The sequence below is a fragment of the Paraburkholderia sp. 32 genome (genome assembly GCF_050435345.1).
In the GTDB taxonomy this organism is placed as follows: Bacteria; Pseudomonadota; Gammaproteobacteria; order Burkholderiales; family Burkholderiaceae; genus Paraburkholderia; species Paraburkholderia tuberum.
This window is the reverse complement of the sequence record NZ_JBNDKD010000003.1, coordinates 2,482,549-2,504,541: the sequence shown is the minus strand read 5'-3', so window position 1 is coordinate 2,504,541 and position 21,993 is coordinate 2,482,549. Positions and strand designations below refer to the sequence as shown.

Annotated in this window: 19 protein-coding genes and 1 tRNA gene; 8 read left to right on the top strand and 12 right to left on the bottom strand. The window is 63.0% G+C overall.

Annotated elements, in window-relative coordinates:
- Positions 1-35: 35 nt before the first annotated feature.
- The 4 genes from htpX to def all read right to left on the bottom strand — a co-directional run bounded on the left by htpX (position 36) and on the right by def (position 3,286).
- Positions 36-893 carry a zinc metalloprotease HtpX gene (gene htpX, locus OKW26_RS34410; RefSeq protein ID WP_018418965.1) on the bottom strand — a complete coding sequence of 286 codons (858 nt, stop codon included), beginning with the start codon at positions 891-893 and terminating at the stop codon, positions 36-38.
- Between the two features lie 105 nt (positions 894-998).
- Positions 999-1,640 carry a LysE family translocator gene (locus OKW26_RS34405; protein ID WP_429357154.1) on the bottom strand — a complete coding sequence of 214 codons (642 nt, stop codon included), beginning with the start codon at positions 1,638-1,640 and terminating at the stop codon, positions 999-1,001.
- A gap of 116 nt (positions 1,641-1,756) precedes the next feature.
- Positions 1,757-2,752, bottom strand: a complete 996-nt coding sequence (gene fmt / locus OKW26_RS34400; protein ID WP_429356408.1) for a methionyl-tRNA formyltransferase — start codon at positions 2,750-2,752, stop codon at positions 1,757-1,759.
- A gap of 30 nt (positions 2,753-2,782) precedes the next feature.
- Entirely contained in the window at positions 2,783-3,286 is a 504-nt protein-coding gene (def, locus tag OKW26_RS34395; RefSeq protein ID WP_429356407.1) for a peptide deformylase, read from the bottom strand.
- Positions 3,287-3,563: 277 nt separating this feature from the next.
- Here def and dprA point away from each other — a divergent pair, with 277 nt between their 5' ends.
- The 3 genes from dprA (at position 3,564) to OKW26_RS34380 (ending at position 8,247) form a co-directional block, all read left to right on the top strand.
- The gene (gene dprA / locus OKW26_RS34390) at positions 3,564-4,793 is read left to right on the top strand and encodes a DNA-processing protein DprA (protein WP_429356406.1); all 1,230 of its coding nucleotides are present in this window, start codon (positions 3,564-3,566) and stop codon (positions 4,791-4,793) included.
- Between the two features lie 101 nt (positions 4,794-4,894).
- Positions 4,895-5,272: a thioredoxin family protein gene (locus OKW26_RS34385; protein WP_018418960.1), complete on the top strand. Its 378-nt coding sequence runs from the start codon at positions 4,895-4,897 to the stop codon at positions 5,270-5,272.
- 308 nt (positions 5,273-5,580) lie between these two features.
- Complete coding sequence (locus OKW26_RS34380) at positions 5,581-8,247, top strand: DNA topoisomerase III (RefSeq protein ID WP_429356405.1); 2,667 nt, start codon at positions 5,581-5,583, stop codon at positions 8,245-8,247.
- Between the two features lie 188 nt (positions 8,248-8,435).
- Here OKW26_RS34380 and OKW26_RS34375 read toward each other — a convergent pair whose 3' ends face one another.
- Positions 8,436-9,542 carry a LysR family transcriptional regulator gene (locus OKW26_RS34375; RefSeq protein ID WP_090802249.1) on the bottom strand — a complete coding sequence of 369 codons (1,107 nt, stop codon included), beginning with the start codon at positions 9,540-9,542 and terminating at the stop codon, positions 8,436-8,438.
- A 39-nt stretch (positions 9,543-9,581) separates the two neighbouring features.
- On the opposite strand from OKW26_RS34375, the gene OKW26_RS34370 reads away from it, so the two are divergent.
- Positions 9,582-9,872: a hypothetical protein gene (locus OKW26_RS34370; protein WP_184060913.1), complete on the top strand. Its 291-nt coding sequence runs from the start codon at positions 9,582-9,584 to the stop codon at positions 9,870-9,872.
- A 12-nt stretch (positions 9,873-9,884) separates the two neighbouring features.
- Here OKW26_RS34370 and OKW26_RS34365 read toward each other — a convergent pair whose 3' ends face one another.
- Positions 9,885-11,741: a phosphoenolpyruvate carboxykinase (GTP) gene (locus OKW26_RS34365; protein ID WP_429356404.1), complete on the bottom strand. Its 1,857-nt coding sequence runs from the start codon at positions 11,739-11,741 to the stop codon at positions 9,885-9,887.
- Between the two features lie 385 nt (positions 11,742-12,126).
- On the opposite strand from OKW26_RS34365, the gene OKW26_RS34360 reads away from it, so the two are divergent.
- Positions 12,127-13,140 (top strand): D-2-hydroxyacid dehydrogenase family protein, encoded by a 1,014-nt coding sequence (locus tag OKW26_RS34360; RefSeq protein WP_184025762.1) that lies wholly within the window; start codon positions 12,127-12,129, stop codon positions 13,138-13,140.
- 58 nt (positions 13,141-13,198) lie between these two features.
- Here the strand turns inward: OKW26_RS34360 and OKW26_RS34355 are convergent, their stop codons facing one another.
- A complete protein-coding gene (locus tag OKW26_RS34355; protein ID WP_090805505.1) occupies positions 13,199-14,077 on the bottom strand; it encodes a patatin-like phospholipase family protein in 879 nt (292 codons plus the stop codon).
- 75 nt (positions 14,078-14,152) lie between these two features.
- The gene (locus tag OKW26_RS34350) at positions 14,153-14,557 is read right to left on the bottom strand and encodes a PaaI family thioesterase (protein ID WP_018418954.1); all 405 of its coding nucleotides are present in this window, start codon (positions 14,555-14,557) and stop codon (positions 14,153-14,155) included.
- A gap of 200 nt (positions 14,558-14,757) precedes the next feature.
- On the opposite strand from OKW26_RS34350, the gene OKW26_RS34345 reads away from it, so the two are divergent.
- Both OKW26_RS34345 and OKW26_RS34340 read left to right on the top strand, forming a co-directional pair.
- A tRNA-Lys gene (locus OKW26_RS34345) sits at positions 14,758-14,833 on the top strand.
- 364 nt (positions 14,834-15,197) lie between these two features.
- Positions 15,198-15,953 carry a complement resistance protein TraT gene (locus OKW26_RS34340; RefSeq protein ID WP_184040829.1) on the top strand — a complete coding sequence of 252 codons (756 nt, stop codon included), beginning with the start codon at positions 15,198-15,200 and terminating at the stop codon, positions 15,951-15,953.
- 114 nt (positions 15,954-16,067) lie between these two features.
- On the opposite strand, the gene OKW26_RS34335 is transcribed toward OKW26_RS34340, so the two are convergent.
- Entirely contained in the window at positions 16,068-17,585 is a 1,518-nt protein-coding gene (locus OKW26_RS34335) for a sensor domain-containing diguanylate cyclase (protein ID WP_429356403.1), read from the bottom strand.
- A 436-nt stretch (positions 17,586-18,021) separates the two neighbouring features.
- On the opposite strand from OKW26_RS34335, the gene OKW26_RS34330 reads away from it, so the two are divergent.
- Positions 18,022-18,609 (top strand): LysE family translocator, encoded by a 588-nt coding sequence (locus OKW26_RS34330; protein WP_184060918.1) that lies wholly within the window; start codon positions 18,022-18,024, stop codon positions 18,607-18,609.
- 40 nt (positions 18,610-18,649) lie between these two features.
- Here OKW26_RS34330 and OKW26_RS34325 read toward each other — a convergent pair whose 3' ends face one another.
- The 3 genes from OKW26_RS34325 to OKW26_RS34315 form a co-directional block, all read right to left on the bottom strand.
- Entirely contained in the window at positions 18,650-19,522 is an 873-nt protein-coding gene (locus tag OKW26_RS34325; RefSeq protein ID WP_429356402.1) for an AraC family transcriptional regulator, read from the bottom strand.
- 141 nt (positions 19,523-19,663) lie between these two features.
- Positions 19,664-20,458 (bottom strand): ABC transporter substrate-binding protein, encoded by a 795-nt coding sequence (locus OKW26_RS34320; RefSeq protein ID WP_184060920.1) that lies wholly within the window; start codon positions 20,456-20,458, stop codon positions 19,664-19,666.
- A gap of 64 nt (positions 20,459-20,522) precedes the next feature.
- Positions 20,523-21,677: a pyridoxal phosphate-dependent aminotransferase gene (locus tag OKW26_RS34315; protein ID WP_429356401.1), complete on the bottom strand. Its 1,155-nt coding sequence runs from the start codon at positions 21,675-21,677 to the stop codon at positions 20,523-20,525.
- Between the last annotated feature and the right edge of the window lie 316 nt (positions 21,678-21,993).

Sequence of the window (21,993 nt, the reverse complement as noted above, 5' to 3'; positions counted from 1 at the left end):
TACTTCAGGCTCGACGCGCCGAGCGACGCGGCGCGTCAGTCGAAGCGCCCGGTGCGCGCCATTTCCATCAAACGCGCGATGCGTTCCTCGGTCGCCGGGTGCGTCGAGAACAGACTCGCGATACCGCCGCCCGACAGCGGATTCATGATCATCATCTGCGCGGTGGCCGGATGCGCCTCGGCCGTCGGGAACGGAATGCCGCTCGCATAGCGATGGATCTTGTCGAGCGCCGACGCCAGTGCCTGCGGGTCGCCCGAAATCTGCGCGCCGCCCCGGTCGGCTTCGAATTCGCGCGCACGCGAAATCGCCATCTGGATCAACGCACCGGCAATCGGCGCGAGCAGCGCAACCGCGATGCTCGCGATCGGGTTGGCGGGACGGCCGTTTTCGTCGCGGCCGCCGAAGAACATCGCGAAGTTCGCCAACGCGGAAATGGCGCCGGCCATGGTCGCCGAAATCGTCGAGATCAGAATGTCGCGATGCTTCACGTGCGCGAGTTCGTGCGCCATTACGCCGCGCATTTCGCGCTCGGACAGTACGCGCAGAATGCCGGTGGTCGCCGCGACTGCCGCGTGCTCCGGGTTGCGACCGGTGGCGAACGCGTTCGGCGCGTCTTCGTTGATCAGGTAGACGCGCGGCATCGGCAGGTTCGCGCGCGTGGCGAGATCGCGCACCATCCGATAGAACTGCGGCGCGCTGTTTTCGTCGACTTCCTGCGCGTTGTACATGCGCAGGACCATCTTGTCGGAGAACCAGTACGAGAAGAAATTCATCCCAAGGGCGATCACGAGCGCGACCATCATGCCGCGCGACCCGCCGATCATCCCGCCGATCACGATGAAAAGGGCCGTAATCGCGGCCATCAACATCGCGGTTTTCACCCAGTTAAACATGTCTGCAACTCCTTGCCCCGAGCGTGGCCTTCATCTCCGTGCCGCGCGATTGCGGCGCCAGATTGTAAGCGAAATGTTAGATATGGGCGGTGCGGGAAAATTCAATCATCGCGCGGCGCTCGCGAGTTTGATGCCCAGGCCGACGAACGCGCTGCCGACGCCGCGATCGAGCCAGCGCTTGACCGCCGGTTTGCCCGAGAAACGCTGCGTGACGCTTCCCGCGATCCACGCGACGAAGCTGTTCCAGACCATGCTCATCAGCACGAAGACCGCGCCGAGCGTGAGAAACGCGAAGGTCTTGTGTTCGCTGCCCGTCGTGACGAATTGCGGGAAGAACGACACGAAGAACAGCACGACTTTCGGGTTCAGAACGTTGGTCCAGAAGCCTTGCAGGAACAACTGCCGCAGCGACTTCGGCGTGGACGACGCGCGCGCGTCGCCGACCGGCGCATCCGCGGCCGGTTTCGTGAAGATCAGGCGCACCCCCAGATAGATCAGATAAATCGCGCCGACGAATTTGACGATGGTGAACGCCGTAGCCGACGCGGCCAACAGCGCGGTCAGTCCAAACGCGCAGGCAAGCGAGTGAATGCAGCAGCCCGCCGAAATGCCGAGCGCCGACATCAGCCCCGCGCCGCGGCCCTGGGCGACGCTGCGCCCGACGATATAAGCGGTATCCGGCCCCGGCGTGATGTTCAGGAGAAAAACCGCGACGATGAAAAACTCGAAATGGACGATGCCGAACATGTGATGCACCCTCGAAAACCTGGTCTGCTGCATGGAGGATTCTAACGCGCGTCGCGCTCGCGGCGGGCGCGGAGAACACCGGCCGAATGGACGATGCTCCGGCGTGCGAGACGCGCTTATTGCGCCTCGGGAAGCTGGAAGCGCTGGCCTGCGGTGAGCGGCGAGCCAGCAAGGAATTCGCGCACCGGCAGGCGCTTGCCGCCGGGCTTCTGCAATTGCGTCAGACGCAGTGCACCTTCGCCGCAAGCGACCAGCACGCCGTCGGGCGCAACCTCGACGATGGTGCCTGGCGCCTTGTTGCTGCCCGACGCCGGCGAGGCCACGGCGGTGGCGGCCCAGATCTTGACGGTGCTGCCGTCGTCGAGCGTGCCGGCGCCGCCGGGGAACGGGTCGAACGCGCGCACCTGACGCGCAAGCGCCTCGGCCGGCCGGCGCCAGTCGAGCGCCGCTTCGTGCTTGGCGATTTTCTCGGCGTAGGTCACGCCGTCGGCCGGTTGCGGGATCGACGTCAGCTTGCCGCTGCGCTCGAGCTCGATTAGTGCGTCGACGATCAGTTGCGCGCCGTCCCCGGCGAGGCGGTCGTGCAGCGTGGCGGTGGTGTCGTCGGCGGAGATGGGGGTGCGTACTTCGGAAACCATCGCGCCGGTGTCGAGTCCAGCGTCCATCTGCATCAGCGTGATGCCGGTTTGCGCGTCGCCTGCCTCGATCGCGCGATGAATCGGCGCCGCGCCGCGCCAGCGTGGCAGCAGCGACGCGTGGATGTTGATGCAGCCGAAGCGCGGAATGTCGAGCACTTCCTGCGGCAGGATCAGTCCGTAGGCGGCGACAACCATCACGTCGTGCGGCGTCGCGCGCAGTTGCTCGATGCCGGCGGCGGCTTCCTGTGGATATTTGCCAGCGCGGCGCAGCGACGTGGGCTGCGCAACCGCGAGGCCGTGCTCCTGCGCGTAGCGCTTGACCGGACTCGCCTGCAGCTTCATGCCGCGACCCGCCGGCCGGTCCGGCTGCGTCAAGACGAGCGGCACGGCAAACCCGGCGCCATGAATCGCGGCCAGCGCGGCCGCGGCGAATTCCGGTGTGCCGGCAAAGATGACGCGCAACGAATGACTCATGAATGGGGCGGTAGGCAAGTTGAAAGCGCGTTACATCGCGTGGGCGAGCTTCTTCATCTTGCTCTTGATGCGCGTTTGCTTCAGCGGCGACAGATACTCGACGAACACGTGGCCCATCAGGTGATCCATTTCGTGCTGAATGCACACGGCGAGCAGCCCCTCGCAATCGAGCTCGAACGTTTCGCCCTTCTCGTTGAGCGCACGCACGCGCACTTTCTCGGCACGCTCGACGTTGTCGTAGATCCCGGGCACCGACAGGCAGCCCTCTTCCGACAACTTCCTCTCATCGCTCGACCAGACGATTTCCGGATTGATGAACGCGAGCAGTTCGTCGTGCGTTTCCGACACGTCGATCACGATCACGCGTTCGTGCACGTCCACCTGGGTGGCGGCGAGGCCGACGCCGGGCGCCGCGTACATCGTTTCGGCCATGTCCGCTATGAGACGGCGGATACGGTCGTTGACCTCCGGGACTGGCTTCGCCACCTTGTGCAGCCGTTTGTCCGGGTAATTGAGGATGCTCAGTAAAGCCATGATTTCGAGTGTGATTTGAGACGCCGCCAACCGTTGGAGGCTCGCGTTGGCCATTTGGCCAGGTTGTGAGCCCGTCGTAATACGCAGAGGATAGATGATGTCGAACCGGTTCGATTCAACGCGCCTCGTGCGCCCGACGACGAACCCGCGCCGGTAAGCGCGGCGCCGCGATTATTCGCGGCTCATTGCCGTTTTATTTCCGCGTTTTTATTTCGGATGATGAAAATTTTAGCATGGCGCCCGCCTGCCCGCAGGCCCCGCCAGAGGAGCGACCCGCATGCAGACCTTGCCCGCGACCCGTATCGAACTTGCCGCCTGGCTGCGGTTGTCACTTGCGCCGGGCCTAAAACCCGCGGCGTTGCGCCTGTTGCTGGGCGCATTCGGGCTGCCGCAGGCGCTGTTGGCGCAGTCGCCGGAGACGCTCGCGGAGGTCGCCGGAGACGCCGCGGCGCGCGCGGTGCTGGCGCCGCCGGGTCCAGCGTTCGACGGCCAGCTCGATGCGGTGCTCGCATGGCGCGAGCAGCCGGGCAACCAGATCGTCACGCTCGACGATCCCGCCTATCCGCCCGCGCTGCTGACGTTGCCCGATCCGCCACCCCTCCTATATATAAAGGGCCGGCTTGAGCTGCTGCATACGCGCGCGGTAGCGCTCGTAGGCAGCCGCAGCGCGACGCCGCAGGGCATCGAGGATGCGCGGCGGTTCGCGCGAGAACTGTCGGCGGCGGGCGTGACGGTCGTATCGGGGCTCGCACTCGGCATCGACGGCGCCGCGCATCGGGGCGGGTTGGAAGGTGTCGGCGGAACGGTCGCGGTGGTCGGCACCGGCGCGGACCTTGTCTATCCCGCCGCGCATCAAGCGCTCGCGCGGCAGATCGCGGCGCAGGGTGCGATTCTCTCGGAGTGGCCGCTCGGCACGCCGGCACGCGCCGCCAACTTCCCACAGCGCAACCGGCTGATCGCTGGGCTGGTCAGCGGAGTCGTGATCGTCGAGGCGGCTATGCGTTCCGGTTCGCTGATTACCGCGCGGCTTGCCAATGAGATGGGGCGCGACGTGTTCGCGTTGCCCGGATCGATTTACGCGCCGTTGTCGCGCGGCTGTCATCGGATGATCAAGCAGGGAGCGCGGCTCGTGGAAACGCCTGACGAGGTGCTGGAGGAGCTCGGTTTTGCCCGGCGGCCGGCGGGCGATGCGAGACGCTCGGCGAAGCGGGCCGTGCCGCTGGAGCATGCGGGTTTGCACGTTTCGTCGGGTGGGACCGCTTTGCCCGCTACGACCGCAGCCTTCGCCGACTCACCGGCGTCCGGGCCGGCCCCGCAGCCGGCGCTCGCCCCTGACGCACAGCGTCTGCTCGCCGCGCTCGGCCATTCGCCGACCACGCTTGAAATTCTCGCCGCCCGTACCGAGATGGAGAACGCCGCCCTGCATGCCGCCTTGCTCCGGCTCGAACTCGCCGGCGAGGTCACGCTGCTGCCCGGCGGCCGCTTCATGCGAGCCCATCATGACTGAGCCGAGACTGACCGGCGTCAATGCAGATTGGCAACTTTTCGCGACCGGCCATGCTACATTCGCGCCAAAGCACCCGACAAAACACACAAGGAAATCACTTCATGCCCGCGCTGAACCTCGACACCGACCAGGACCGGATCGCCGAGCGCGTCAACGAACCCGACACGCTGTTCGTTGCGTGCCTGTGCGCGGAGTGGTGCGGGACGTGTCGCGAGTACCGGGACTCCTTCAACCAACTGGCCGAGCGGCACCCGGAAGTCTGTTTCGCATGGATCGACATCGAAACTCATGCGGATCGGTTCGACGATCTGGACGTGGAGAATTTCCCGACCGTCCTGATCGAAGACTCGGTGACGACACGGTTTTTCGGTACGGTTTTGCCACAGGTGTCGATCGTCGAGCGGATGCTGTCGGATCTGACCGCGCTGCCCGGCGTAACCGGTGCGCCAAAGCTGCGGCCGGCGCTGGCGGTCGCCTGAAGGCGGCCTCGCGCGCCGCCCGGTCAAACGGAAAGCCTCGCGACGCGCCGCTTGCGGCACAGGCCCCCGCCGATCATTTGGGACAGCATCGCGGCTGGCATCGCTGTCCGCACGCGGCGTTTGCCGCAGTTGATCAACCGCCGGACGCGCAATTATGATGACGCGCTTTTATGGCACTTGACCCGTTGGGTTCGCACCTTGTGCTATAAAGCGGTCGTTATTGGATCGAAAGAGGTCTCAAGCGAGCGTCTCGCGCCATGTTGGCCCTCAAGGCCACCAACCCGGATCTACCAACCTCACATCGAGTCATGTCCAAAGCACTGATCATCGCCGAAAAGCCTTCTGTCGCGAACGACATCGCGCGCGCTTTGGGCGGCTTTACCAAGCATGACGAGTACTACGAAAGCGACGACTACGTCCTTTCGTCGGCAGTGGGCCACCTGCTGGAAATCGCCGCGCCCGACGACTACGAAGTCAAGCGCGGCAAGTGGAGCTTTGCCAATCTGCCCGTCATTCCTCCGCATTTCGATCTGAATCCGATCGCGAAGAGCGAGTCGCGCCTGAAGGTGCTGACCAGGCTGATGAAGCGCAAGGACATCGACCGTCTGATCAACGCATGCGACGCGGGGCGCGAGGGCGAACTGATTTTCCGCCTGATCGCGCAGCACGCGAAAGCCAAACAGCCGGTGCAACGGCTGTGGCTGCAGTCGATGACGGCCGGCTCGATCCGCGACGGTTTCGCGCGTCTGCGCAGCGACGAAGAGATGCAGCCGCTCGCCGACGCGGCGCGCTGCCGCTCGGAGGCGGACTGGCTCGTCGGCATCAACGGCACGCGCGCGATGACCGCGTTCAACAGCAAGGGCGGCGGCTTTTTCCTGACCACGGTCGGGCGCGTGCAGACGCCGACGCTTTCGATCGTCGTCGAACGCGAAGAGAAGATTCGACGCTTCGTGCCGCGCGACTACTGGGAAGTGAAGGCGGAGTTCGTCTGCGCGGGCGGCTTCTACGAAGGCCGCTGGTTCGATCCGAAATTCAAGCGCGACGAGTTCGATCCGGAGAAGCGCGATTCGCGCCTCTGGGCGTTGCCAGCGGCAGAGACGATTGTCGCGGCTTGCCGCGGCCAGCTCGGCACGGTGACCGAGGAGTCGAAACCGTCGACGCAGCTGTCGCCCGCGCTCTTCGACCTGACCAGTCTGCAGCGAGAAGCCAACGGCCGCTTCGGCTTTTCGGCGAAGAACACGCTGGGTCTCGCTCAGGCGCTGTACGAAAAGCACAAGGTACTGACCTATCCGCGAACCGACGCGCGCGCGTTGCCGGAAGACTATCTGGACACGGTCAAGCAGACGCTCGGCATGCTCAAGGAGAGCAACAACTACCTGCCGTTCGCGAAGCAGGTGCTCGACAAGGGCTGGGTGAAACCGAACAAGCGCATCTTCGACAACTCGAAGATCAGCGACCACTTCGCAATCATCCCGACGCTGCAGGCGCCGAAGAATCTGTCCGAGCCGGAGCAGAAGCTCTACGACCTCGTCGTGAAGCGCTTCCTCGCCGTGTTCTTCCCTGCCGCCGAATCCCGAGTGACTACGCGTATCACCGAGGTGGTCGGCCATCACTTCAAGACCGAGGGCAAGGTGCTCGTCGAGCCGGGTTGGCTGCAGATCTACGGCCGTGAAACCAGCGGCGATGACGCGAACCTCGTGCCGGTGCAGAAGGACGAAAAAGTCAAGACCGACAAGATCGCCGCGCAGCAACTGATCACGAAGCCGCCCGCACGCTACAACGAAGCGACGCTGCTGTCGGCGATGGAAGGTGCGGGAAAACTGGTCGAAGACGACGAATTGCGCGAAGCGATGGCGGCCAAGGGGCTCGGCACGCCGGCAACGCGCGCGGCGATCATCGAAGGTTTGCTCACCGAAAAGTACCTGATCCGCGAAGGCCGCGATCTGATTCCGACCGCCAAGGCCTTCCAGCTGATGACGCTGCTGCGCGGCCTCGGCGTGAAGGAGCTGACTGCGCCGGAGCTAACCGGCGAATGGGAATACAAGCTGTCGCAGATGGAGCGCGGCAACCTGCCACGCGACGCGTTCATGCAGGAAATCGCGCGCATGACGCAGACTATCGTCAAGCGCGCGAAGGAATACGATTCCGACACGATCCCGGGCGATTACGCGACATTGCAGACACCTTGCCCGCATTGCGGTGGCCAGGTGAAGGAAAACTACCGGCGTTTCGCGTGCTCGAAGTGCGAGTTCTCGATCTCGAAGATTCCGGGCGGCCGTCAGTTCGAGATCGCCGAAGTCGAAGAACTGCTGCAGAACAAGACGATCGGGCCGCTGTCGGGCTTCCGCAGCAAGATGGGGCGGCCGTTCTCGGCGATCCTGAAACTGTCGCTCGACGACGAGATCAAGAATTACAAGCTCGAGTTCGACTTCGGCCAGGACGCGGCCGGCGAAGACGGCGAGCCGCCCGACTTCTCCGATCAGCAGCCGGTCGGCGCGTGTCCGAAGTGCCAAGGCCGCGTTTTCGAGCATGGCATGAGCTACGTCTGCGAAAACTCGGTGGCGAATCCGAAGTCGTGCGACTTCCGTTCCGGCAAGGTGATCCTGCAGCAGGAAATCGCCCGCGAGCAGATGGCCAAACTGCTCGAGGAGGGTCGCACCGATCTGCTGACGAACTTCAAGTCGTCGCGTACCGGCCGTAACTTCAAAGCTTTCCTCGTCAAGCAGAACGACGGCAAGATCGGCTTCGAATTCGAGAAGAAGGAGCCGGCGGCGGCGAAGACCGCAGCGGCGAAGACTTCGGGTGCTCGTTCCGCGGCCAAGGCGATGCCGGAAGCGGACGAAGGTGATACCGCGGTGGCCGTGAAGGCCGAGCCGGCGGAAAAGAAGGTGGCGGCGAAGAAGGCGCCCGCCGCCAAGTCCGCGGCGGCCAGGAAGGCACCGGCGAAAAAGACCGCGGCGCGAAAAACCGGCTAGTGGGGCGAGATTCGGACCGGCGGCTCGCGGTGGTAGCAGGAATAGCTACATTAGCCACCGCAGTCGGCGATCCGTGCACAGCCCGCGGCGTAGTCCGCATCTGTCCATGAAAAAAGGCGCAGTCACTTGAGGTGACTGCGCCTTTTTAATGCCGGCCCGCATCGCTGCGGGCTTCGACATTCAGAGATTTACAACGGCGATAACGCCGTCGGGCGTGGACTGCGATTGGACGACTTCGTCATCGGCTTCGGCACGGCCGGCGACAGCTCGCTATCGAGAAGCCGCGACAGCGGCTCGGCGCCATCGAACGCTTCCGGTGCGCGCGACTCGGCAGTCTCGAACGCGGCCGACGTCGCCGGACGCTCCAGACCGTCCTTGATCCACTGCTCGCCGAGCACGCTGTTCGGCGTCTGGTTGAAGTGCTCGACCAGATGGTCGATGAACGTGCGCACCTTGGCCGGCAGGTGACGGCGGCTTGGGTACGCAATATTGATCTCGACCTGCGGCAAACGGTAATCGCCGAGCAAACGCACGAGCCGGCCGCGCGTCATGTCGCGACCGATCAGATAGCTCGGCAGAATCGCGGTGCCCATGCCGAGCAGCGCAAACTGTCTCAGCATCTCCGTGTTGTTCGCGACGATCACGTTCGACGGCCGCACGCGCACTTCGCCTTCCGGCCCCGTAAACACGCGTTCATCGCCCCAGTATTCGGATGGCAGGCTCAGGCACGGGTGCTCGAGCAGATGTTCGGGACGCGTCGGCATGCCATGCTTTTCCAGATAAGCCGGCGTCGCGCAGACGGTCATGCAGCCCGTGGTCAGACGCCGCGTAACGATACTCGCGCTGCGCATTTGCCGCGCGATCACGACGCCGACGTCGAAGCCCTCCTCGACGAGGTCCACCTGACGATCGACCAGCGTGACGTCGGGAATGACTTTTGGATAGCGCTCCGCGTACGTTTGCAGCACGGGCGCGAGGTTATGCAGCCCGAACACGACAGGCGCGACGATGCGTAGCGTGCCGACGGGTTCGTGATTGCGAGCGACCACCATCTGTTCGACGTCTTCCAGTTCGTCGAGAATCTGACGGGCGCGCTCGAGGTAGACCTGACCGGATTCGGTCAGCGACAAGCTGCGGGTCGTGCGATTGAGCAGCCGCGTACCAAGACGGCCCTCGAGGTCGGCAACGTGACGGGTGGCGACCGCGTTGGAAATATCCATGGCGCTCGCGGCGCGGGCAAAACTGCCGAGATCCGCCACCTTGACGAAAACTCGCATCGACTGCAAATGATCCATATGACAACTCCCTGCCTTGTTACTGCTTCCTGACAATTGGTGAAAACCAGTGAAGCGAACTTGGAATTCTCCTACGACTCGCAAAATCGTGCAGAAGTTGCCCGCAAAATAGGAAATATTGTCAATTTTGGTACGACTGTGTCGATAAAACCGGGGTCTGACCAGCGATTATTCCCAAATCAAAAACAATCTGCTGCGCTGCATCTTGCTCTGTCTTTTTTGTTCGAACAGACGCAACGGTCGTTCGGCCGTTGCGGAACTCGAAAAAACGGAAGTAAACCGGGCGCCCAACGAAAAAACCGCCCGAGGGCGGCTTTTTATGCTGAGTGAGCACTCACATAATCACGCTGTAAGTTTTTCCTCGAGCGCGCGCTTCGCCTCAGTCAGTGCCGGCGGCAGACCGTGTTGCAGCGTGTCAAACAGCTTCGTGTGCAACACGAGCTCGTCGCGCCATGCAGCGTCATCGACGGAAATCACCTGCTCGAACTGCTCGCGGCTGAAGTTCAGCCCGCTCCAGTCGATGTCCTCATAGTGCGGCGAAATGCCGAACGCATGCTCTTCGCCCTGCGCAGTGCCTTCGATGCGGCCGACCATCCAGCTCAGCACGCGCATGTTCTCGCCGAAGCCAGGCCACACGAACTTGCCGTCCGCGCCCTTGCGGAACCAGTTCACGCAGAAGATTTTCGGCAGCTTCGCGCTCAACTGCTGCAGACGCTCGCCGGTCTTCAGCCAATGAGTGAAATAGTCGCTCATGTTGTAGCCGCAGAACGGCAGCATCGCGAACGGATCGCGGCGCACCACGCCCTGCTGTCCAGCCGCCGCGGCGGTGGTTTCAGAGCCCATCGTCGCCGCCATGTAGACGCCCTCGACCCAGTTGCGCGCTTCGGTGACGAGCGGCACGGTGGTCGAGCGGCGGCCACCGAAGATGAATGCGTCGATTGCGACACCGGCCGGGTTTTCCCAGTCCGCGTCGATCGACGGGCACTGCGAAGCCGGCGCCGTGAAGCGCGCGTTCGGATGCGCCGCCTTGCGGCCGGTTTCCTTTGCCTCGGCCGGCGTCCAGTCCTTGCCCTGCCAGTCGATCAGATGCGCCGGCGGCTCGTCGGTCATGCCTTCCCACCAGACGTCGCCGTCGTCGGTCAGCGCGACGTTCGTGAAGATCACGTTTTCCTTCAACGTGGCGAGCGCATTGTAGTTGGTCTTTTCGCTCGTGCCCGGCGCAACGCCGAAGTAGCCGGCTTCCGGATTGATCGCGTACAGGCGGCCGTCCTTGCCCGGCTTGATCCACGCGATGTCGTCGCCGATCGTCGAGATTTTCCAGCCGTTCAGGCCCGCCGGCGGGATCAGCATCGCAAAGTTGGTCTTGCCGCACGCCGACGGAAACGCCGCCGCCACGTGATGCTTGCGCCCGTCCGGCGAGGTGACGCCGAGAATCAGCATGTGTTCGGCGAGCCAGCCCTCGTCGCGGCCCATCGTCGATGCGATGCGCAGCGCGAAGCACTTCTTGCCGAGCAGCGCATTGCCGCCATAGCCCGAGCCAAAGCTCCAGATTTCGCGCGATTCGGGGAAATGCACGATGTACTTGGTCTTGTTGCAAGGCCACGACACGTCCTGCTCGCCCGCCGCGAGCGGCGCGCCGACCGAATGCACGCATGGCACGAACTCGCCGTCCTCGCCGAGCACGTCATACACCTTGCGGCCCATGCGCGTCATGATGCGCATATTGGTCGCGACGTACGGGCTGTCGCTCAACTCGACGCCGATATGCGCGATCGGCGAGCCGAGCGGGCCCATCGAGAACGGCACCACGTACATCGTGCGGCCGCGCATCGCGCCATCGAACAGGCCGTCGAGCGTCGAGCGCATTTCGGCCGGGGCGATCCAGTTGTTGGTGGGGCCGGCGTCCTCTGCGCGCTGCGAGCAGATGAAGGTGCGATCCTCGACGCGCGCGACGTCGGACGGATCGGACCAGGCGAGATAGGAATTGGGACGCTTGGCGGGGTTGAGTTTCTTCAGCGTTCCGGCTTCGACCATCTGCGCGCACAGGCGGTCATATTCTTCCTGCGAGCCGTCGCACCAGACCACTTTTTCAGGCTTGGTCAGCGCGGCGATGCGCTGGACCCAGTCGATCAGCTTGCGGTGTTTGATCCATGTGGGCGCCTCGATAGTGGGCTGGCCTTCGAACGAGGGATGATTCATCGACTTGTCTCCGTTTGAAGCAATAGAAAAACGGTACAAGCCCGGGGACGCTGCATGCGAGAGGCATTGAATTCATCGCGCCGACGTGTCAATTTTCCACTGGCGGCGCATGATCGCGCAGATCGTCCTGGGCCACACAGCTTGCCAGGCGGAGGCGCGCTTCCTACAAGGCTTCTGCAACCTTGTGTAAAGCGGCTTGCCTCAACACGCAACAAACTGCTAAAAACGTTCTCAATTCGCCTTCACGTAGCGTTGCCGTTCTTTGTGTGCGACAGCTTCTACGGTAGGGCATCTAGCCAGACTAACGTGTGACCTAAGTCACATGGTGGGACAGTCAGCATAACATTCAGTTCGCACCAACGAGGTGCGCCGCAAATTACATACCATGAAGATTGCCATCCTCGACGATTACCAGGACGCCGTTCGCAAGCTCGACTGCTTTCAATTGCTGGCCGACCAGGAAGTCAAAGTATTCAACAATACCGTGCGCGGTCTCGGACAACTTGCGAGCCGTCTTGCGGAAGTCGACGCCCTCGTTCTGATTCGCGAGCGTACCCGCATCACGTCGCAACTACTCGACAAGCTGCCGCGTTTGCGCATGATCAGTCAGACTGGCAAAGTGTCGAGCCACATCGATCTAGCGGCCTGTACCGAGCGCGGCATTGCCGTGCTCGAGGGCAGCGGTTCGCCGGTCGCGCCGGCCGAACTGACGTGGGCACTCATCATGGCCGCCCAACGGCGTATTCCGCAATACGTGGCAAACCTTAAACAGGGCGCCTGGCAGCAGTCGGGGCTGAAGACGTCGGCGCTGCCGCCGAACTTCGGTTTGGGGCAAGTGCTGCGCGGACAGACGCTAGGGATCTGGGGCTACGGCAAGATCGGCCGACTGCTCGCTGGCTACGGCAAGGCGTTCGGCATGAACGTGCTGATCTGGGGCCGCGAGCACTCGCGCGAAGCCGCTCGCGCCGATGGCTACAGCGTCGCGGCGAGTCGTGAGGAACTGTTCGAGACCAGCGATGTGCTGTCCCTGCATCTGCGTCTGCACGACGACACGCGTGGCATCGTCAAGCAGGACGATTTGATGCGCATGAAACCGACCGCGCTGCTCGTGAACACGAGCCGCGCCGAGCTGCTCGAAGAGAGTGCGCTGGTGAACGCGCTGTCGCACAACCGTCCGGGCATGGTCGCGATCGACGTCTACGAAAGCGAGCCGATCCTGCAAGGCTACAGCCTGCTGCGCATGGAGAACGTGATCTGCACGCCGCACATCGGCTACGTGGAGCGCGAGAGCTACGAGCTGTATTTTTCGGCGGCGTTCAACAACATCCTCGCGTTCGATGCCGGCGATACCGCCAGTGTCGCGAATCCGGAGGCGTTGCAGGGCGGGCGTCGGCGGTGATTGGTGGGCGAGGCGGCCGGCGGATCAGATGTGTGCCCGCCCCGCCGCGTCGCGTCGCTCATCGCGCTTCGTGCGCTCCCGCCTCCATCAATGCAGGGATGCGTTCAAGGAAGACCTCACCGTCGGCACGGCCAAGGTTATAGGCGTGCACCATCTGCGACGGACTCGTGTAATCCCAACTCGAAATCGGCACCTTGCGCGACGGTTGCACGTAAAGCCGCTGCTGCACGCCGTGTGGCACGACGAACATCTGCGGCCGCGGATAAAGACGCGTGACCATCACGAGCACGTTGCCCGGCGCGTCGGCATCTAGCGCGCCGACCGGCACGTTGTCGACCATGCCGCCGTCCAGCACCGGCCGGCCGTTGCGCCGCAGAACCGGCGTGAACGGCGGTGTACTCGACGATTGCAGGATCAGGTCGGCCAACTCGTCGACGCTTGCGCAATCCTGCGCGCGCACGAATTCCGGATGAAAGCCAAGCGTCCGACCGAGCGTCGGATGCAGCGTCTTGCGCACGTATTTTTCGATGTTGTACGCGACCAGCCCTGCCGCGACCGCACTTCTCGCGCCGAGCCAGCGCGGCAGATGCGACACGCCGATGCGGATTTCCGGCGCCTGCGCGAGCCTGGAAAACTTGTCGCCATAGATATCGAGCAGCGCCTGACGGTAGATCCGGTAATGCGGGAACACCGACTCGCCGCGCAGCAGATTGCCCCAGTATGCGTTGCGCGTGTTGTGGCGCAGCGCGTCTTCGTAATAGCGCATAACCCAGTCGGCGTCGCCGCGCGTGTAAATCATGCACGCGGTTGCGGCGCCGGCCGAAATGCCGGTGATCACGCGCGGACGGATGTCGAGCTGCGGCTGCACGACGTCCCAGAAACCCGCCTGCCACCAGCAGCGGTTGCCGCCGCCGGCGAATACGACCTGATCGAACATGCTGCTTTTCCTTGCTTTCCTTTGCTCTTGCTGCGCGCAGATTGTGTTGGCGGCCCCCTCGGGTCCGACGCGCATTCACTCGAGCAGCGCGTAAGTCGTAGTGGCTTGAACCGCCATGTTGCCGCCTTCGTCGAACAGTTCGACTTCGCCAAACACGAGATTGCGGCCCATGCGCAGCACGCGCGCCTTGATCAGCACATCGCCCTTGCGGACCGCGCGCATGAAGTTGATGTTCAGCGACACCGTGCTCATCGGCTTGAAGCCGCCGAGCGCGGCGGTGATGGCGACGACCATCGCCGTATCCGCGGCCGCCATGAATACCTGGCCGCTGATCATGCCGCCCGAGTGTCGCCACTCGCCAGAGAACGGCAGACGCAGCGTGGCACTTTCCTCGTCGACCTTGATCGGCGTCAACGTGAGCGCCCGGACCCATGGGGCGAGAACTCGGTCGAGCAGCTCGGTAATCTCTTTGTCATCCATGGGAATCCCCGGGCGAAAGCCGCGATGCTGCGTGCGGGAGGTGTCCGCGACATGATACCGGCAGCGTTGGACGCGTCGATGTTTTCGGGATGACGGCTTTGTCGTGGGAACGCTCAAGTTCGGGCGATGCGATCTTTTTAATAACACTGCGAAAAGGGCTTGGCAATCTCAAAAAGATCCTGCATAATTTCGCTTCTGTTGGGGCGTTAGCTCAGTTGGTAGAGCAGCGGACTCTTAATCCGTAGGTCGAGTGTTCGAGTCACTCACGCCCCACCACCAGATTCAAGCAAAAAGCCCGGTCACTGCGACCGGGCTTTTTGCGTTCTGGCGCCTGTGCAGGCAAATGGGACAACGCGGCTGCGGCACACCCATTCGCAAACTACTGCGAGATTGCGCAAGCTGCGCAGCCCTATCACCATACGCCCAACATCCGCTCCCCCGTAATGGCCATGCCATTACCCAATTAGCATAATTTCGCTTCTAACCCTAAAGATTCCCAAGCTAGCAGCCGACATTCCACATGCCCTTCCTTTCCTCATAAGCATGCAAGGACGGGTATCTGCGAAGAAATTAATTCAAATGATTGGCCAGCGTGCAGCAGGGGACCGTAGTGATCTGCTGCAGAAACACAGGGGAAGTTATGAAATTGAACAAACTTGCACTTACAGCAGTTCTTCTGGCTACGGCCGGCACCACCAGCTTGCTGACCGGCTGTGCGGCGACCCAGGTTGCGATCAGCAAGCACGATCTCGATGTCCAGACAAAGATGTCGGACACGATCTTCCTCGACCCGGTCGCCGATTCGAAAAAGACTGTTTTCGTGCAGATTCGCAATACCTCCGACAAGCCTGATTTCGACATCGCGGCTGACGTGAAAGCGGCCGTCTCGGGCAAGGGATACCGCATCGTCGGAGACCCCGACCATGCGCAATATATTCTTCAGGCAAACATCCTGCAGGTAGGCAAGGTCGCTCCGTCGGCGGCCCAGGAAGCATTCGGCGGATATGGCGCCCCTCTTGGCGGTGCCTTTCTTGGCGCGGCCGCCGCGGCATCGTTTGGTAGCACGCATGCCGCGCCGATCGCTGGCGCGGCCCTCGCGGGCGGCCTGATTGAACTGGTCGCCAACGCTGCAGTTAAAGACGTGTACTACACCGCCATTACCGACGTGCAAATCAAGGAGCGCCAGCACAGTGGCGTAGCGAGCCACGAAAACTCCACACACAACCTGCACCAAGGCAACAGTGGCGGCACAACCGTGACCTACAGCGAAGATACGAACTATCGTACGTATCAGACCCGCATCTTGAGCGTCGCCAACAAGGTGAATCTCGAGTTCGCTGAAGCAGCGCCGCCGCTGCGCAGTGGGCTGGTGCGCGTTATCGCTGGCTCGTTCTAATCCAGGCATCGACAACCGGCGCGAGGTAGCACGTCGCGGAAATTAGAAAGGGTTGCACGCGAAAGCGTCGCAACCCTTCTTCATTTCCGGCGCAGAAAAATCAGGAGCGACCGGTCACCCAACTCCCATCTGCGCGACCCTATTCCTGCCACCGGCCTTGGCCGTATACAACGCCTCATCGGCAGCCCGAACGACGACGCTGACATCCGTCACCCGATCCGACCGCGACGTGGTCGCGCCGATGCTGACCGTCACGCGACCGAACTCGCCGCCCTGGTGCGCGATGCCCAACTCGCCGATCGCCACGCGGATGTTCTCGCCGACCACCCCGGCACCGGCGGCGTCGGTATCCGGCAGCACCACGACAAACTCCTCGCCGCCGTATCGACCGACGCAATCGCCCGGCCGCTGGATCACCCTGCGGATGCAGCGCGCGACCGCGGTCAGCGCGACGTCGCCGGCCTGATGACCATACGTATCGTTATAGGCTTTGAAGTGATCGATATCGACGAACAGCAGCGATAACACGCTGCCCGTGCGGCGCGCGCGCAGCCATTCGCGCTCGAGCGTTTCGCACAGCGCGCGGCGATTGGGCAGGCCGGTGAGTCCGTCCGTGCCGGCAAGCCGTTCGAGCTCGTGCTCCACCCGCTGTCGACGCTGCAACTCGGCGCCGAGCCACGCCGCCAACACGATCACGCCGATCCCGAAGATCAGCATCAGCGAACCGATCGTCAGCGCGCGCCCCCACCAGCCCGCGTAGATATCGTCGGTCGCCTCGGCGACCAGCACGATCAGCGGCAATTGCGGAATCCGTCTGAACGAGTAAAGCCGCTCGGCGCCATCGAGCGGCGAAGACGCGATTAAGCTGCCCTCGTCTTTCGCGAGCAGGTGCTGGAAGAACGGCGTCTTGCTGATGTCGCTGCCCGTCGCGTGTCGATCGTCGGGCCGTCGCACGATGATCGTGCCGTCCGTTCTGACGATCGACACCGAGCCATGCTGCCCGATCCGCAGATCCGCGAACAGGCTCGTGAAATACTCCTGATCGATACCGAGCGCGACGATTCCCGCAAACGATCCGTCAGGCCGGGACAGTCGCCGGCTCAGCGCGATGCTGCGCGAACCGGGTCTGAGTCTCGAGTTGTACGGCGCGCTGACATCGAGCCCGAGATCCGGATCTTCACGATGAATCCTGAAGTACGGACGGTCCGAGAGGTTTCCCCCGCGCGGCACGTCGCTATCCGAATCGATCGCGACGTTGCCCAGTGCGTCGATCACCACCATCGCGCCGACGTATTGCCCGGTCGCCGCGCGATCGAACAGGATCTCGCGCCGCAAACGCGGCGAATCGAGCACGCCCGGACGCCCGAGGCCATCGGCGACGGCCTGCAGCGACAGCGCGTACAGCTCGAAATTGCGCGCGATATCGCGCTCGGTGATCGTCGCGACATCGCGCGTCGAATCGAGTGCGCGCGCAATCGCATCCTCGCGGCTTTGATACAGCGCGTAGCCACACAGCGCGAGCATTGCGAGCACCACGCCGCATCCCGCGTAGATGACGCCATCGCGTGGCATCCGCCATCTGCGCGCCCATGCGATCAGGACGTGAAACCGGGCCTTTCTTTTGTGGATCATGTGCTCTGCGTTTCCAACGGCGGGAGTCCGTTTGTCGAAGTACTCACTACGCTTCCGGTTTGTTGGGACAGAGCACCCAGCAGATAGCGAATCCATACGCAAGTGGAATCACGCATTTTCGAGGCTTCGGACTGTTTATCGGGCCGAATAATCGCCCGCTGCATAGGGGCATATCATAAGTTTCGATAAATAGAATTTACCTGATAATTCAAAAATTGTTTTTCCTCGGTAACGTTTGCGCGTATTTCTTTTTTAAATTCAAACGCGTGTTTGTTATCGAATCATCGCGTAATCGCCTAATGTTTTTGTGAACCGTTGAAGCCGCAGCGGTTTTAGCTTCTTATCGATTGGGCAATTTCCTTCAATACATGCCCTCGCCGCCTCGTTACCGTTGAGCGTCGCAATCCATTCGCACACTCACGTTTCGAGGCATCCGATGACCGCATTACTCTCGATGGCCGCGTTCGCGCTCGCCAGTTCCATTTCTCCCGGCCCGGTCAACGTCGTCGCGCTGAGCGCCGGCGCGCAGCACGGGCTCGCCGCGAGTCTGCGGCACGTCACTGGCGCGACTGTCGGTTTCACGTTGCTGCTTCTGTTGATCGGCCTCGGCCTGCACGAATTGCTCGCGCGCTTTCCCAATCTGATCGAGATCGTCAAATGGGCGGGCGTGGGCTTTCTGCTCTACATGGCCTACAAGCTCACCATCGATGACGGCCAGCTCGGCGCGGACAAGCCGGCGCGCGGGCCGTCGTTCGCGCACGGCGCGGCCATGCAATGGCTCAATCCAAAGGCGTGGCTCGCGTCGCTGGCCGGCATGAGCGCGTATGCGGCAGGCGGCGACGGCGGGCTCGTCTGGCAATTCACGGCGCTGTACTTCGTGATCTGCTATCTATCGATCGCGAGCTGGGCGTATGCCGGCACGTTTTTGCGCAGGCATCTGCGTGAAGCGAAGCGGGTCCGGGTGTTCAATCGCGTGATGGCGGCGCTGCTCGCGCTCAGTGCGATGTATCTGCTCGTCGAGTGACGCGAGCCGCGCCTGCTTCCCGAGGCGGCTTGATGCCGCGTCACGCTCCACTGCGATATTGGCCCGGCGTCGCCGCCACCAGCCGCTTGAAGGTGCGCTGCAAATGCGCCTGATCGGCGAAGCCGGCATCGAGCGCGACATCGGCGATCAGTGCCCCGCGCCGCAGTTGCCCGCGACTGTACTGGATGCGTCGGTTGATCAGATACGCGTGGGGCGTCATGCCGTAGCGCAGCTTGAACGCGCGTATCAGGTGCGACGCGGACAGCCCGGTGGCTTCGCACACATCGTCGAGTTTCAGCGCGCGCGTGCAGTTTTCGGCGATGTAATCCGCGGCGCGCGCGAGTTGGCCGCTCACGGCACGCTCGGGCAGGCTCGCCGGATTGAGCGTTTGCTGCACGCTGGAGAAGAAGGTGATGGCCGCGCTTTCCTTGCGCAGGGTGTCGTTGTCGTCGTCGTTACTGGCGAGAATCGCGCACAGCCGGTTCAGGCCGTCGAACAGCGCGGCGTCGAGCGTCATGATCTGCGAAAACGCGCGGAACGCATGGTTCTCGTTGAAGCCCAGCTCGTGCTGCAGTTTCGTGAACCACGCAACGTCGACGTGCAGCATCCGATACGACCACCGCTCGCCGGCAACCGGGTTGCACGCGTGCACATCGTCGGGGTTCATCATCACGACGGCGCCCGCGCCGACCCATTCCCGCGCGTGGCGGTTCAGGTACACGCTGCGGCCTCCCGTCACCGCGCCGATCGAAAACGTTTCGTGCGAATGTTTGGCGTAGCAGACCTTGCGGCCATCGTCGATGGAACGCGCCTCGATGAACGGCAGCGCCGCGCTGCGCCAGAAGCGCGGCGCGTCTGCGCCTTTTGCGCGTGCGGTGTTCGCAGCGCTTGCCGCTTCGATCGTCTCGCTCATGCGCGCTCTCCGGTTGATCCGCCGACTTCGCCGTTGTCTCCGACTTCGCGAAGCCTACGTATCGTAGCCGTCAAACGCATGGCCAACAAGCGAACGCGCGGCGCCGCTCGCAAACGGCGCCGCCGGCCGAACGCGACGCGATTACTTCGCGCTGACGTCGATATTGCCGAGATATTTCGCGGCCAGCGTCTTCACCGTGCCGTCGGCTTGCACCTTCGCGATCGCGGCGTTCAACTGATCGCGCAGCGCAGTATCACCCTTGCGAATGCCGTATGCGATGCCGCTGCCGAGAATCTTGTCGTCACGCACAGGCTGACCGACGAACGCGTAGCCCTTACCTTCGGGCTTCGACAGAAAGCCCGTTTGTCCGGCCGGCGCGAGCACGAGCGTGCCGTCGAGACGGCCAGCCGTCAGATCGGCATAGACCTGGTTCTGGTCCTGATACGGCAGCACGATCACGCCGGCCGGTTCCCAATGCACCTTAGCGAAGGTCTCCTGAATCGAGCCTTGCAGTACGCCGATGCGCTTGCCCTTCAGCGACTCAGGCGTCGGCTGCAAACCGCTGTCGCTGCGCGCGATCAGCTGCGACGGCACGCGATAGACGACGGTCGTGAAATCGATCGCCTGGCGGCGCTGCTCGGTCGCGTTCATCGCTGAATTGATCGCGTCGAACTTGCGGCCTTGCAGCGCCGGAATCAGGCCGTCGAACGAGGTTTCGACCCACTTGCACGTCATGTGCGCGGCCGCGCAGACCGCGTTGCCCACGTCGATATCGAGCCCTTGCAGTTCGCCGTTCGGTCCTTTCGACTCGAACGGCGGGTACTGCGCTTCGAGGCCGAAACGCAGCGTCGCGGTATCGGCGGCGCTTGCGGCCGACGATGCTGCGAGCGACGCGCCGGCACAGGCCAGCGCCAACAAGCACTTGAGCAACTTCATGACATCTCCCTTCATACTTCGAATACTTTGACGACTTCGACACTTCGAGTGTGCTCTCGCGCGCTCAGATTTCACACAAACGCCGCGCGCCTTCGAGCAGCGTCGCGTCGTCCTTCGAGAAACTCAGGCGAATCAGCCCCGAATCCGTGCCGTCGGTGTAGAACGCCGACAACGGAATCGTCGCGATGCGCGCATCGCGGATCAGGCGCAGCACGAAATCGCTGTCGCTTTCATCGGAGAAGCCGCGGAACCGGGCGAGCATAAAGAAACTGCCTTCGCTCGGCAACAGCTCGAAGCGCGATTCGCGCAGCGTATGCGCGAGCAGATCGCGTTTCTTCTGATAGAAGTCGGACAGGCCGAGGTAGCTGTCGCGATTGGCGAGCGCGTCGACGAACGCGTGTTGCATCGGCGTATCGGCGGAGAACACCATGAACTGATGGACCTTGCGGATCTCGTCCATCAGTGCGGCGGGGGCGAGGCAGTAGCCGACGCGCCAGCCGGTCACGTGGTACGACTTGCCGAACGACGACACGATCACGCTGCGCTCGGCGAGTTCCTGATGGCGCGCCATGCTCTGATGCTTCGCGCCGTCGAACACGACGTGTTCGTAGACCTCGTCGGACAGAATCACGATGTCGGTGTTGCGCGTGAGCGCCTTCAGCCGCTCGATATCGGCGTCGCTAAAAATCGTCGCCGTCGGATTGTGCGGTGTGTTGACGATGATCATGCGCGTCTTCGGCGTGATCGCGGCGGCGACTTCATCCCAGTTCACGCGGAAGTGATCGAGCGACAGCTTGATCGCGACCGGCTTCGCGCCCTGCAGGCGCACGATCGGACCGTAGCTGTCGAACGACGGCTCGAAGTAGATCACTTCGTCGCCCGGATGCACGAGCGCGCTGATCGTCGAATAAAGACCTTCGCTCGCGCTCGCGAGCACGGTCACCTCGCTGGCGGGGTCGTAGCGCACGCCGTACAGCGTTTCGACCTTGTCGGCGAGCGCTTCGCGCAGCGCGCCGATGCCGGCCATCGGCGCGTACTGGTTGTGGCCGGCGCGCATCGCCTGCGCGACGCCGTCGACGAGCTTCGGGTCCGGCGCGAAATTCGGCGCGCCCTGCGACAGGTTCAACGCATCGTGTTGCGCGGCCAGTTGGCCGATCACGGTAAAAATGGTGGTGCCGACGTCCGGCAGTTTCGAGCGGGCTTGCATGGCGCTCTGCATAAGACTTTCTCCCTATCTACACCCGCCGGCGGCCGCGCGAATGGCGGCAGCGGGGCGTTCCTTCCGGTGGGGTGATTAGGCATCAGCCAAAGAACGCTCACAATCGAAACTTTGTCATGCGCGGCATGCGTTTTCTTCATGGCTCGCGCGAAGCCGCTCGACGCAGGCCTAAGCCGGTGGGTTCATGGTTTGCGGGGACGCGGTGTGGATTTCGGGGAATGCGGGTAACTGCGTAGGTATGAAGGAATGTGATGCTGAGCGGCCCGGTTGCGAAAACGGCCGCTGACGCGGCCGTTTTTCGAGTTATTGGACTTTC

Excerpts from the sequence above, each read along its gene's own strand:
- OKW26_RS34320 (WP_184060920.1), bottom strand. The coding sequence starts at position 20,458 with ATGAAGTTGCTCAAGTGCTTGTTGGCGCTGGCCTGTGCCGGCGCGTCG.
- OKW26_RS34315 (WP_429356401.1), bottom strand. The coding sequence starts at position 21,677 with ATGCAGAGCGCCATGCAAGCCCGCTCGAAACTGCCGGACGTCGGCACC.
- OKW26_RS34360 (WP_184025762.1), top strand. The coding sequence starts at position 12,127 with ATGAAGATTGCCATCCTCGACGATTACCAGGACGCCGTTCGCAAGCTC.
- OKW26_RS34340 (WP_184040829.1), top strand. The coding sequence starts at position 15,198 with ATGAAATTGAACAAACTTGCACTTACAGCAGTTCTTCTGGCTACGGCC.
- OKW26_RS34365 (WP_429356404.1), bottom strand. The coding sequence starts at position 11,741 with ATGAATCATCCCTCGTTCGAAGGCCAGCCCACTATCGAGGCGCCCACA.
- dprA (WP_429356406.1), top strand. The coding sequence starts at position 3,564 with ATGCAGACCTTGCCCGCGACCCGTATCGAACTTGCCGCCTGGCTGCGG.
- OKW26_RS34330 (WP_184060918.1), top strand. The coding sequence starts at position 18,022 with ATGACCGCATTACTCTCGATGGCCGCGTTCGCGCTCGCCAGTTCCATT.
- htpX (WP_018418965.1), bottom strand. The coding sequence starts at position 893 with ATGTTTAACTGGGTGAAAACCGCGATGTTGATGGCCGCGATTACGGCC.
- OKW26_RS34350 (WP_018418954.1), bottom strand. The coding sequence starts at position 14,557 with ATGGATGACAAAGAGATTACCGAGCTGCTCGACCGAGTTCTCGCCCCA.
- fmt (WP_429356408.1), bottom strand. The coding sequence starts at position 2,752 with ATGAGTCATTCGTTGCGCGTCATCTTTGCCGGCACACCGGAATTCGCC.
- OKW26_RS34380 (WP_429356405.1), top strand. The coding sequence starts at position 5,581 with ATGTCCAAAGCACTGATCATCGCCGAAAAGCCTTCTGTCGCGAACGAC.
- def (WP_429356407.1), bottom strand. The coding sequence starts at position 3,286 with ATGGCTTTACTGAGCATCCTCAATTACCCGGACAAACGGCTGCACAAG.
- OKW26_RS34375 (WP_090802249.1), bottom strand. The coding sequence starts at position 9,542 with ATGGATCATTTGCAGTCGATGCGAGTTTTCGTCAAGGTGGCGGATCTC.
- OKW26_RS34385 (WP_018418960.1), top strand. The coding sequence starts at position 4,895 with ATGCCCGCGCTGAACCTCGACACCGACCAGGACCGGATCGCCGAGCGC.
- OKW26_RS34355 (WP_090805505.1), bottom strand. The coding sequence starts at position 14,077 with ATGTTCGATCAGGTCGTATTCGCCGGCGGCGGCAACCGCTGCTGGTGG.
- OKW26_RS34335 (WP_429356403.1), bottom strand. The coding sequence starts at position 17,585 with ATGATCCACAAAAGAAAGGCCCGGTTTCACGTCCTGATCGCATGGGCG.
- OKW26_RS34325 (WP_429356402.1), bottom strand. The coding sequence starts at position 19,522 with ATGAGCGAGACGATCGAAGCGGCAAGCGCTGCGAACACCGCACGCGCA.
- OKW26_RS34405 (WP_429357154.1), bottom strand. The coding sequence starts at position 1,640 with ATGTTCGGCATCGTCCATTTCGAGTTTTTCATCGTCGCGGTTTTTCTC.